The sequence below is a fragment of the Streptomyces graminofaciens genome, assembly GCF_030294945.1.
In the GTDB taxonomy this organism is placed as follows: domain Bacteria; phylum Actinomycetota; class Actinomycetes; order Streptomycetales; family Streptomycetaceae; genus Streptomyces; species Streptomyces graminofaciens.
The window spans coordinates 7,780,081-7,790,661 of sequence record NZ_AP018448.1 but is presented as its reverse complement, the minus strand read 5'-3'; the positions used below and the strand labels follow the sequence as shown (position 1 = coordinate 7,790,661).

Annotated in this window: 12 protein-coding genes; 6 read left to right on the top strand and 6 right to left on the bottom strand. The window is 71.0% G+C overall.

What is annotated here, in order from left to right; genetic code table 11:
* Positions 1-258 precede the first annotated feature (258 nt).
* Complete coding sequence (locus tag SGFS_RS34215) at positions 259-696, top strand: hypothetical protein (RefSeq protein WP_003974483.1); 438 nt, start codon at positions 259-261, stop codon at positions 694-696.
* A 67-nt stretch (positions 697-763) separates the two neighbouring features.
* On the opposite strand, the gene SGFS_RS34210 is transcribed toward SGFS_RS34215, so the two are convergent.
* Positions 764-1,237: a hypothetical protein gene (locus SGFS_RS34210; RefSeq protein WP_286256027.1), complete on the bottom strand. Its 474-nt coding sequence runs from the start codon at positions 1,235-1,237 to the stop codon at positions 764-766.
* A 142-nt stretch (positions 1,238-1,379) separates the two neighbouring features.
* On the opposite strand from SGFS_RS34210, the gene SGFS_RS34205 reads away from it, so the two are divergent.
* From SGFS_RS34205 to SGFS_RS34185, 5 genes are all read left to right on the top strand, one after another.
* Positions 1,380-1,970, top strand: coding sequence for a LuxR C-terminal-related transcriptional regulator (locus SGFS_RS34205; protein WP_286256026.1), 591 nt, complete (start codon positions 1,380-1,382; stop codon positions 1,968-1,970).
* A gap of 131 nt (positions 1,971-2,101) precedes the next feature.
* The gene (locus SGFS_RS34200) at positions 2,102-2,476 is read left to right on the top strand and encodes a hypothetical protein (RefSeq protein ID WP_286256024.1); all 375 of its coding nucleotides are present in this window, start codon (positions 2,102-2,104) and stop codon (positions 2,474-2,476) included.
* A gap of 192 nt (positions 2,477-2,668) precedes the next feature.
* The gene (locus SGFS_RS34195; RefSeq protein WP_286256023.1) at positions 2,669-3,355 is read left to right on the top strand and encodes a hypothetical protein; all 687 of its coding nucleotides are present in this window, start codon (positions 2,669-2,671) and stop codon (positions 3,353-3,355) included.
* Positions 3,356-3,447: 92 nt separating this feature from the next.
* On the top strand, positions 3,448-4,626 hold the full coding sequence (locus SGFS_RS34190; RefSeq protein ID WP_286260213.1) for a pyridoxal phosphate-dependent aminotransferase: 1,179 nt from the start codon (positions 3,448-3,450) through the stop codon (positions 4,624-4,626).
* A 101-nt stretch (positions 4,627-4,727) separates the two neighbouring features.
* Positions 4,728-6,356, top strand: a complete 1,629-nt coding sequence (locus SGFS_RS34185) for a bifunctional 3-(3-hydroxy-phenyl)propionate/3-hydroxycinnamic acid hydroxylase (RefSeq protein WP_286256022.1) — start codon at positions 4,728-4,730, stop codon at positions 6,354-6,356.
* Here SGFS_RS34185 and SGFS_RS34180 read toward each other — a convergent pair.
* The 5 genes from SGFS_RS34180 to SGFS_RS34160 all read right to left on the bottom strand — a co-directional run bounded on the left by SGFS_RS34180 (position 6,322) and on the right by SGFS_RS34160 (position 10,479).
* Positions 6,322-7,752, bottom strand: coding sequence for an aldehyde dehydrogenase family protein (locus SGFS_RS34180; RefSeq protein ID WP_286256020.1), 1,431 nt, complete (start codon positions 7,750-7,752; stop codon positions 6,322-6,324). The two genes, SGFS_RS34185 and SGFS_RS34180, sit on opposite strands and share 35 nt — an antisense overlap.
* Complete coding sequence (locus tag SGFS_RS34175; protein WP_286256018.1) at positions 7,749-8,183, bottom strand: cupin domain-containing protein; 435 nt, start codon at positions 8,181-8,183, stop codon at positions 7,749-7,751. The genes SGFS_RS34180 and SGFS_RS34175 overlap by 4 nt, the downstream gene beginning before the upstream one ends.
* 17 nt (positions 8,184-8,200) lie before the next feature.
* A complete protein-coding gene (locus tag SGFS_RS34170; RefSeq protein WP_286256017.1) occupies positions 8,201-8,503 on the bottom strand; it encodes a putative quinol monooxygenase in 303 nt (100 codons plus the stop codon).
* A complete protein-coding gene (locus SGFS_RS34165) occupies positions 8,500-9,573 on the bottom strand; it encodes an Ldh family oxidoreductase (RefSeq protein ID WP_286256016.1) in 1,074 nt (357 codons plus the stop codon). Before SGFS_RS34165 ends, SGFS_RS34170 begins: the two co-directional genes overlap by 4 nt.
* Before the next feature lie 180 nt (positions 9,574-9,753).
* Entirely contained in the window at positions 9,754-10,479 is a 726-nt protein-coding gene (locus tag SGFS_RS34160; protein WP_286256015.1) for a GntR family transcriptional regulator, read from the bottom strand.
* Positions 10,480-10,581: the final 102 nt, after the last annotated feature.

Here is a 10,581-nt window from a genome sequence, read left to right as displayed (position 1 = left end):
GGTGACCGGATCCAGGGCGACGGCCCTGAGCGGATCGGGCGGCGCAGCCGTATGGAGGGTATGGACCGTATGGATCGCGCCGATCATGTTGATCGTGTCAACCGTGACAATCGTGTGGACGGGTTGGATCAGACGGGCCAGACGGACCGGCCCGACCTCGCGGATCGCGGGAGCCGTGCGGAGCGCAGACGCCGCGCGGACCGCCTCGACCAGGTGGTCAACCGGCTCCATACGGCCGGGAGCAGGAATGGTGGTCGGGTGGGGGTGACATACAAATACTTCGGCGCGCCCGACGGCGCGACCGCGGCCCGCGTCCCGATCTCGATGCGCCCCGAGGAACTCGGCGGCGACGAGCTCGGCATGAACGGCATGTTCACCAAGATCAAGCCGGAGACGATGGCCGCGATGGTGCTGACGGGCATCGAAGGCGTCCCCCTCCACAAGGTGCCCCCGCTCGAACTGGTCGTCCTCCACCCCGACTACGCGGTCGTGAAGCTCCCGATGACCGTCGTCGACCCGCTGCGCGGCATCGGCGAGGAGGCGGTCGGCGCGGCGGCGTTCATCTGGTCCACGGTCCCGGACCGCGGCGGCCCACGCGACGCGTTCAACGTGTACCAACTGCTGCACGAGTGGCAGGACTTCAGCCACAGGTTGCATGAGGCGGGACATCAGCCCTACTGCCTTGTCTGGCCCTGAGCCGGGCGCTCGGGCATGACGAAGGGGCCCGCGCGGCTGCGCGGACCCCTTCAGCACGAGTGGGCGGTTACTGGATGCCGCCGAACGCCTTCTTACCCTTCACCGAGTAGTTGAAGACGATGTAGTAGGAGCCGGCGGGGTACTGCTTGAAGGGGGCGACCTTCTCGCGGTTCAGGTCCTTGTCCTTGACCGTCTGCATCAGGACGTCGTCCTTGCCGCCCTTCTTGCCGACAACCCGGTACGCCTTGGCGGTCCAGGTGTGCTTGCCGCCGCCGTTGATGCCGAAGTGCAGGAAGTGCTTGCCCTTTTTGACCTTCTTGGCAGCCGTGGTCTGCGTCTTGCCCGTGGTCTTCCAGGTGCCGTTCCAGCTGGCCGCCGCCAGCGCCTCACCCGAGGCACCCAGGCCGAGCGCGGCCACCACCGCGGCCACACCGGCAGACTTCGCGATCCGTCCCATGTTCATGCTCAACCCCGTTTCGTCGCAGGTCACCTCGGTGGCAAACCACCACTCGAACGTACCGGTGATCAGTTGGGCGCACATCGTCCAAAAGGGAGGGCACCGTCCCCGGACGGGTCAGTCCGACGGGACGGGGGCCCTCGGGGCGTCGAGACTGGAGGCTGGGCGGCGCCTGTGATCGGAGTTGTGTCATGAGTGGTTGCGCTCGGCCGTGAGTGGTGAATCCGTGCGTATCGCGGTCATCGGGGACTGTCCCGTCTTTCGGCACGGTGTCTCGGAGCTGATCGGCAGCGCTCCCGATCTTCGTCTGGTCGTCACCGCGCCGTCGGTCGCGGGGGCGGACGGTGGGCTGCGGGGCGCGGACGTGGTGTTGATGGACCTGCAGGAGTCCGGCCCTCGGCTCGCCGCCGTCGTGGCGGAGCTGCGGGCACGCGGGCATGCCGTCGTCGTCGTGTCGTCCTCGCCCCGGATCGACGCCGTGCGGGTGATCCGGGCCGGTGCCGGGGGGTATGTGAGCCGGCAGGCCGAGGGGGAGGAGCTGCTCACCGCGATTCGTGTGGTGGGGGCCGGGCGTTGTTATGTGTCCGCGTCCGCCGGCTGTCTGCTGGAGGAGTCCCCGCGTTTCACGGACCGGGAGCAGGACGTTCTGAGGCTGCTCGCGAACGGTGCCACGGACCATGAGATCGCCCATCGCCTGCGTATCAGCAAGCACACGGTCCATTCCCATCTGGACCGGATCGGGGAGAAGGCGGGGACTCGGCGCCGGTTCGATCTCACCCGGCTCGCGATCGAGCACGGGCTCACCGATCGGGCGTAGAGCAGGGCGGTCGTAGCAGGGCCGGGGTAGTTCTACCCCGGTGCTTGTGGGTAACCGTGCCTCTTGATCGAAACGCGTTGAAGTCGGACGTTGGGGTGTGCACGGGACAGCCGACATGCTGAGGAGAAATCATGCGCAAGCGTGTAATTCTCGCCCTCGCGGCGGTGCTACCCCTGACCGGGGCGGCCGCGGTCACGGGAGCGACTCAGGCAGCAGCCGACCCGACGAAGTCGAGGGTGGTGGTCCAGGGCACGGTCGAGGACTGTGAGGACGACACTCCGCCGCTCCAGGTGACGATAGAGACGAAGAACAACGAAAAGGTCGTCGACAGCAGCCCGCGCGTGGAGGACGACTCGAAGTACAAGGTCACTCTCAAGACCGTCCCGAAGAACGGGGTCAAGGCCACCGCCACCGTCGAGTGCGAGGAGGACGAGTACAAGAAGTCCTTCACCGTCAAGCGGCCGCCCGGCACGAAGCTCATCCAGACCTTCAACATCACGCCGTAGGCGGCCCGGGCGGCTCGGACGTCCGATGACCAGGGGGCGTCGGATGGCCAGGGGGCGTCCGACAGCCGGGGGGCGTCCGATGGGGCACTGCCCTTTCGGGCGCTGCCTCGAGAGACAATGTCGGTCAAGTTCCGGTGTTCATAGGGTCGTTGACGCAGCCATCGCATCCGCACGCGTCACGGGAGTCCCCTCATGTTCACCTCCGCAGCCAGCCGTCTCGGCGCCGCCGCCATCGCCACCGTCGCCGGTCTCGCCGTGCTCGCCCCCGCGGCCCAGGCCGCCGAGCGAGCGCCGGCCGACACCGCCGTCAAGCTCACCGCCGCCGGGTACACCAAGTACCTCACCGCGCAGGGGACGCCCGAGGCCAAGCAGGTGCTGAAGAGGTTCCTGGCGCTCGGCAGGGGCCAGCAGACCGTCTTCCTCAAGGATCTCCAGGACCGCCGGATCTACCAGGCCTTCCAGGGGCGGGCCAAGGGCACCCTCGGCAAGTCGGTGTCCGGTGCCGCCTCGTACAACAAGGAGGTGCGCTTCGTCTCCAAGGCGACCTCCGTAGTCACCAAGGACAAGAACCGCACCGCCACCGTCCGGTTCACGGTGACCGAGCAGATCTTCGGCATCCCGGTCACCAGCGGGACCATCACCGTCAGCTACCCCACCGCCGGCCAGGGCCCGAAGAAGCTCACCGCCTCCGCCAAGGTCACCAACCTCAACGCCGCCGTCGCCGTCAAGGGCAGCGGCTTCAGCGCCAAGGGCAACACGGCGCAGAACAGCTGGGTCGCCGTCCCGCAGGTGAAGAGCTTCGGCAAGCCCGTCCAGAAGAAGCAGCAGCTCTCCGTCGACAGGGCCGGTTTCGTCGGCAGCCTCACCACCCTCCGCTGAACCGCGCGCGGGGACCGGGCATCGGCGGGGCCTTCGGGTCCCGCCTTTCCGGTGCTCGGAGGCGTACGGGCACACTGAGCGGCATGAGCGATGTGAGGATCTCGCGGCGTGCCCAGGCCGTCGCCCCGTTCTACGCCATGGAGTTCGGCAAGCACGCCTCCGCCCTGGAGGCCCAGGGGCACCGCGTCGTCAAGCTCAGCCTCGGCGAGCCCGACTTCGGCGCGCCCCCTGCCGTGCGGGACGCCATGCGTCAGGCCATGGACGGGCGGTCCATGGCCTATACGGCGGCGCTCGGGCTGCCCGCCCTGCGGGAGGCGATCGCGCGGTTCTACTGGGAGCGGCACGGTGTCGAGGTCGATCCGGGGCGGGTCGTCGTGACCGCGGGGGCCTCCGCCGCGCTCGTGCTGGCCGCCGCCGCCCTCGTCGACGACGGTGACGAGGTGCTGATCGCGGACCCGTCGTACCCGTGCAACCGGCAGATCATGGAGAGCTTCGGGGCCCGGGTCGGACTCGTGCCCACCACCGCCGCGAGTCGGTTCCAGCTGGACGCCGCCTCCTTGCGGGGGAACTGGAGCGGCGACACGCGTGGCGTCATGGTCGCCACGCCCTCGAATCCCACGGGTACGTCCGTGCCGGGCGACGAGCTGGCCGCGATCTGCGATCTCGCGCGCGAGCGGGGCGCCTGGCGCGTCGTCGACGAGATCTATCTCGACCTCGCCGACCACGACGAGCACGGGCGGCCGCCGGCCGGCGTTCTGTCGTTCGACCCCGACGCATTCGTCATCAACAGCTTCTCGAAGTACTTCGGCATGACCGGGTGGCGGCTCGGCTGGTGTGTCGTCCCGGAGTCGCTCGTCCCGGCCATGGAGCGCCTCGCCGCGAACTACTTCCTGTGCGCCTCCACCCCCGCCCAGCACGCCGCCCTGGCCTGCTTCACCCCCGAGTCCCTCGCGGTCTGCGAGGCCCGCCGCGCCGAGTTCGGCGAGCGGCGCGCGATCGTCCTCGACGGTCTCGAACGGATCGGGCTGCCGGTTCCCGTGCCGCCGGACGGCGCGTTCTACGTCTACTTCGACGTCAGCGGCACCGGGCTCACCTCCTGGGAGTTCTGCGAGCGTGCGCTGCGCGAGGCCCACGTCGGCCTCACGCCGGGGAAGGACTTCGGGTTGCGTACGGCCGACACGCACGTACGGCTCTCCTACGCGGCGTCGGCGGACGACCTGCGGGAGGGGATCGAGCGGCTCGGGACGTTTCTTGCCGGCTTGGGGGCCTGACGGTCGCCGCCACCACCCCCGGATCAGGAGATTGTCAGACCCTTGACGGTCACAGTTTTGACGAATAGCGTCCGGGGTTGTCTCGTGGGAAGGGGCTGTACGTGACCGACCGCTTCGACTCCGATGTGGTGATCGTGGGGCTCGGCCCCGTCGGGGCCACCGCCGCGAATCTCGCCCATGACCTCGGCCTGCGGGCCGTCGCCTTCGACCGGGCCACGGACGTCGAGCCCCGGCCCCGGGCCATCGGGCTGGACCAGGAAGTGATGCGGCTCTTCGGCGGCCTCGGGCTGGCCGACGCGATCGCGGACCACGTCATGCCGTACCGGCCGTCCGAGTACCGCAACGGCGACGGCCAGGTCATCAAGCGCATCGTCACCGCGCCGCCGCCCCATCCTCTCGGCTGGGCGCCCAACTACGTCTTCGATCAGCCGCAGCTGGAGAGCGCCCTGCGGGAGCGGCTCGCTCGGGCGGCCGACGGGGTCGACGTGCGCCTGGGGACCGAGGTGACGGATGTGCGCCTGGACGGCGACGGCGACGGCGACGGCGCCACCGTCGAGGCCGTCGGCCCCGACGGGCGTCGGCACACCCTGCGTACCCGCTATGTGCTCGCCTGCGACGGCGGTGCCAGTCCGCTGCGCAAGAGCATGGGGCTGCGCATGGACGACCTGGAGTTCGATCAGCCGTGGCTGGTGGTGGACCTGCTGCTGCGTCCGGGCGCCGGGGCCGGGCTCCCGCGTACGAACGTGCAGTTCTGTGAGCCCGCGCGGCCGAGCACCTTCATCGTGGGGCCGGGGGACCATCGCCGCTGGGAGTTCATGATCAACCCGGACGAGCGGCCCGAGGACGTCGCCGACCCGGACTTCATCCGCTCCCTGCTGTCGCGGTGGCTGGCCCCCGGTGATTACGAGCTGTGGCGGGCCGCCACCTACCGCTTCCACGCCCTCGTGCTGGAGCAGTGGCAGATGCGGCGGCGGCTGTTCTTCCTCGGCGACTCGGCGCACATGACCCCGCCCTTCCTCGCGCAAGGTATGTGCCAGGGCATCCGTGACGCGTCCAACCTGATGTGGAAACTCGCCCTGCACGCGCGGGGCGGCGCGGGCGACTCCCTCCTCGACACGTACCAGCCGGAGCGCGAGCCCCATGTGCGCCAAGTGACGCTCACCGCCAAGGAGTTCGGGCACGTCATCTGCGAGCGCGACGAGGCAGCCGCCGCGAAGCGCGACAGCGATCTGCTGGCGGAGCTGGCCGCCAGGCCCGAGGGGACCATCCGGCAGTCCCTGATCCCCGGGCTGTCGGCCGGCTTCCTCCCGCCCGACCATGTCCCCGCGCGCGGCGACATCCTCCCGCAGCCGACCGTCACCGACTGGCAGGGGCGGACCGGGCTGCTGGACGAGTTCACCGGGAGCGGCTTCCGGGTCGTCGTACGGCAGGACGCGAGGGCCGGATACGTCGAGACGGCCCTGCGTGCGCACCACGCCGCAGACGGATTCCCGGTCCGTCTCGTACGGCTCACCGAAGGACCGGGCGGGCCGGACGACTACCGCGAAGTACAGCCCGTCCTGGACGACTGGCTGCGCCGGCATGCGTGCGAAGCCGTGCTCGTCCGGCCCGACCACTACGTGTTCGGCGGGGTGCGTACCACGAGCGACATCACTCTTCTGCTCATGTCCGCCCGTCGGCGACTGAACGCCGACGTCAGCGCGCCACCCAGTACGTCCGCGCGTTCGTGAACTCGCGGATTCCCGCGGCGGCCAGTTCGCGGCCGTGGCCGCTGCGTTTCGTGCCGCCGAAGGGGAGACGCGGGTCGGAGGCGACGATCGCGTTGACGAAGGCCGCGCCGGTGGTGACGCGGCGGGCGAGGGCGACGCCACGGGCCGGGTCGGCGGTCCAGACGCTGAGGCCGAGGCCGTAGGGGGTCGCCTCGGCGAGGCGTACGGCATCGTCGTCGTCGCGGGCGACGGCGAGGGCGGCGAGCGGGCCGAAGGTCTCCTCGTCGAAGGCGGGCATGCCCGGGGCGGTGTCGGCGAGGACCGTGGGCCGGAAGAAGCAACCGTCGCCCGGGAGCGGCTCACCACCGGTCAGCAGGCGGGCTCCGGCGGCCACCGACTCCTTCGTCTGGCGCTGGATCGCCGCCCGCAGGTCGTCGCGGGCGAGGGGGCCGATCTCGGTCGTACGGTCCTGGGGCGCGCCGATGCGGAGGCGCTCGACGCGGCGTACGAACGCCGTCGTGAAGGCGTCCGCGACCGGCTCGGCCACGATGAAACGCTTGGCGCAGACGCAGCTCTGGCCGGAGTTGGTGAAGCGGGCCCGTACGGCCGCGGCGGCGGCCTTCTCGATGTCCGCGTCGTCCAGGACCACGAACGCGTCCGAGCCGCCCAGCTCCAGGACCGACTTCTTCGCCGCGCGACCGGCCGCCGCGCCCACGGCGGCGCCCGCACGGTTGCTTCCGGTGAGGGTGACGGCGGCGATCCGGTCGTCCGCGATGAGACGGGCGGTCGTCTCCGGTACGTCGGTGTCGGCGAGCACGAGCGCGGTCACCAGGTGCGCGGGGAAGCCCGCCTCGACGAAAAGGGACTGGAGGGCGAACGCGCTGCCGGTGACGTTCGAGGCGTGTTTGAGCAGGACGCCGTTGCCCGCCGTCAGGGAGGGGATGGCGAAGCGCATGACCTGCCACACCGGGAAGTTCCACGGCATGACGGCGAGGATCAGCCCGGCGGGCTCGTACGCCACCCAGGCCTCGGCGCCGTCCACGTCTCCGTCTCCGTCCACCTCTCCGTCCACGTCTCCGTCCACGGTCACCGGCTCGTCGGCGAGGATCCCGGGGCCGTGCGTGGCGTAGTACTCGGCGGTCAGGGCCGACTTGTCCACCTCGCCCTCCGCCTCCCCGACCGGCTTGCCCATCTCGGTGACGGTCAGGCGGGCGAGGTGGTCCCTGTGGGTGCGCAGGGTGCGGGCCAGGGCGGCGACGCGGGCCGCCCGTTCGGCGACGGGGACGCGGGCCCAGGCGCGGGCGGCGGCGTGGGCCCGTTCCACGGCGGCCTCGACGCGTACGGCGTCCATCGCCTCGTACGTCGCGAGCGGCCGGCCGGTGGCGGGGTCGACGGTCTCGATCGTGGTGCGGCTCATGAGGTGGGTGCCCCGCCCTTGTCGTGCTCGGAGAGGTGGGCGAAGGTCTCGCCGGTGGCGGTGATGGTGCGGGTGACGTCGCGGCCGCCGTAGACCCAGTAGATGCGCATGACGCCCTCGCCCCGGTTGAGGAAGCGGTGCGGGACGCCCGCCGGGACCCAGGTGGCCTGGCCGGCGGTCAGGTCGAAGAACTCGCCGTCGATCTCGGCGGTCGCCTCGCCCTCCAGGATCAGCACCGACTCCTCGACGTTGTGGCTGTGCAGGGGCAGGCCGGTGCCGGGCTGGAAGACGGTCTGGCCGGTGGTGATGACAGCGGTGGCGGAGTTCCACCTGCCGACGTAGGGGAGGGTGGCCACTCCCCCGCCCCGGTCGAAGCGTTCCACGTCGGCGGGGTCGATGAGCAGGTTGGGCGGGGTGGGCTCGGCGCGCATGGGCAGGCTCCTGGGGCTCAGGCGTGGTGGAACAGGCGGCGGGAGAGGGTGTTGACCTGGCTGCCGGGGACCACGTGCTTCGCCGCCGCCTCCCGCCAGACCTTGAAGTGGGGGGCGGCGCGGTGGGCCTCGACGGCCGCCTCGTCGTCGTAGATCTCGTGGAAGACGAAGTGGTGGTCGTCGGCCAGATCGCAGACGACGTCGAAGTAGCGGCAGCCTGGCTCGTCGGTGAAGGTCCGTTCGGCGTTCTCCGCGATGGCGGCGAGGAAGTCGTCGCGGTGGCCGGGGACGACCTGGAGGGACACGGTCAGCGCGATCATGCGGACAGCTCCTGGTGTCGGGGAGGGGTGGTGGGCAGGGGTACGGCGGTGGTGGCGGCGATGCGGGCGAGCGAGGCCCAGGTGTCGTCGGCGAGCGTGATGCCCTCGGTGCGCAGGCGCTCGGCAGTACGGGTCTCCGGCTCGCCGGGGACGAGGATCTCGGGTGTGCCGGGGGCGGTGGGAGTGGACTTCGTCTCCTCGATCAGGGACTCCATCCGGCGGCCGAACTCCGCCGGGTCGGCCATCGCCGCGATGTCGACGCAGATCAGCAGGTGGCCGACGCCGCTGCGGCCGGTGGCCGCGTACGGGCCGACCACCGAGGAGCCGAAGGCACTGCCGGTGAGGACGCCCGCGAGGACGTCGAACATGAAGGAGATGGCGTAGCCCTTGTGGCCGGCCATGGGGAGGATCAGGCCCTCGACGGCGTGGCGCGGGTCGGTGGTCGGCACGCCGTCGGCGTCGGCCGCCCAGCCCTCGGGGATCGGCTCGCCGCGCTCCTCGGCGAGGTAGATCTTGCCGCGTGCCACGGCGGTGTTGGCGATGTCCATCACGACCGTGCCGTGCCGGCCGCCGGGCGCGGCGATCGACCACGGGTTGGTGCCGATCCGCTTCTCCCGGCCGCCCCAGGGAGCCATGGCCGGGCTGGCGTTGGTGGCGAGCAGCGCCACACAGCCCTGCGCGGCGGCCTTGCGGGTGTAGTACGCGGCCGTACCGAAGTGACCGGAGTTGCGGACCGCGACCGCGCTGACGCCGTGGCAGCGGGCGCGCTCCACGCCCGCCGTGACCGCCTGGTCGGTGAGGACCTGGCCGAGGCCGTCGTGGCCGTCGACGACGAGTACGGCGCCGGTGTCGGTCACGACCTCCGGGGCGGCGACGGCGGCCGTGGCCCCGCTCTCGATCCGGTCCAGGTACCAGGGCAGGCGCAGCATCCCGTGGGACGCGTGGCCCCACAGCTCCGCGGTGACCAGGGTGTCCGCGAGCAGCCGGGCGTCCTGGGGCGGGACGTCATGGGTCTCGGTGGTGGCTGCGGCGAAGTCGAGCAGGTCGGGGGCGGGGACTGTGTGGGGCATGGGGGTGGTCCTCGCCTGGGCAGGGTACATGTATTCATTCCTGTATACAGGACGGGGGTCGCGGAGGCCATATGTGTGCGGTGCGGGTGGGTGGGGCTGGTCGCGCACGCGCGGCGGAGCCGCATATCGACGCACCCCCGCCGCGCCCTTGGCGGCAAGGGCGCGGGGTGGTGCGGACGCTCACTGCGCCAGGTCCACCCGGACATCCGCACCGACCGCGAAGTCCTGCCCGACCAGGCTGTCGATGAGCGCCTGAAGGGTCTGGGCCAGATGGTGCCGACCCGCTGCCTCCGCCGCCTCGGCGTCCCCTTGGATGATCGCCTTGAGCATCGCCCGGTGCTCCTCCAGCGAGGTCAGCATGCGGCGCGGGCCGGTGTGCGAGAGGTGCCGCAGCCGTACGGTCTGGCTGCGCAGGTCGGCGATCGTACGGGCGAGGTAGGGGTTGCGGCAGGCGGCGACGACCGCCTGGTCGAAGCCCTCGCTGACCTCGTAGAACCGCTGGTAGGAGCCGGTCTGCGCGGTGGTGTCCAGTGTGCGGAACGTCTCGTCGAACTCCTCCAGTCGCGCGAGCAGTTCACGGAACGGCACGAGGACCCGTTCGTCGGTGGAACCGACCGTGGCGACCGACGCGGCGGCCCTCGGCTCCAGCAGCATGCGGAACTCGTAGAGCGCGCGGACGCCGCCCAGCGAGATCGGGGCCACACGGGCGATCTCGCCGGGCACGAAGTCGACGAGGCCCTCCCGGGCCAGCCGCCGGATCGCCTCGCGCACCGGGGTACGGGAGGCACCCAGCTCCTCGCCCAGCTGGACCTCGCTCAGCTTGGCGCCCGGGCGCAGCCGCAGCGACTCGATGTCGCCCTTCAGCCGCTCGTAGACCGCTTCGCTCTTGCCAGTCGCCCGGGCCATGCCTCTCCCCGCTCCTCATCCGTACGTTCGCACGTCTGTGCGCTCATACCGCCGCACGCGCATTTCTGTATACAGCGTACGGGCGGACGAGCGGGCCGCGTG

Excerpts from the sequence above, each read along its gene's own strand:
- SGFS_RS34210 (WP_286256027.1), bottom strand. The coding sequence starts at position 1,237 with ATGTGCGCCCAACTGATCACCGGTACGTTCGAGTGGTGGTTTGCCACC.
- SGFS_RS34200 (WP_286256024.1), top strand. The coding sequence starts at position 2,102 with ATGCGCAAGCGTGTAATTCTCGCCCTCGCGGCGGTGCTACCCCTGACC.
- SGFS_RS34195 (WP_286256023.1), top strand. The coding sequence starts at position 2,669 with ATGTTCACCTCCGCAGCCAGCCGTCTCGGCGCCGCCGCCATCGCCACC.
- SGFS_RS34180 (WP_286256020.1), bottom strand. The coding sequence starts at position 7,752 with ATGAGCCGCACCACGATCGAGACCGTCGACCCCGCCACCGGCCGGCCG.
- SGFS_RS34175 (WP_286256018.1), bottom strand. The coding sequence starts at position 8,183 with ATGCGCGCCGAGCCCACCCCGCCCAACCTGCTCATCGACCCCGCCGAC.
- SGFS_RS34170 (WP_286256017.1), bottom strand. The coding sequence starts at position 8,503 with ATGATCGCGCTGACCGTGTCCCTCCAGGTCGTCCCCGGCCACCGCGAC.
- SGFS_RS34165 (WP_286256016.1), bottom strand. The coding sequence starts at position 9,573 with ATGCCCCACACAGTCCCCGCCCCCGACCTGCTCGACTTCGCCGCAGCC.
- SGFS_RS34160 (WP_286256015.1), bottom strand. The coding sequence starts at position 10,479 with ATGGCCCGGGCGACTGGCAAGAGCGAAGCGGTCTACGAGCGGCTGAAG.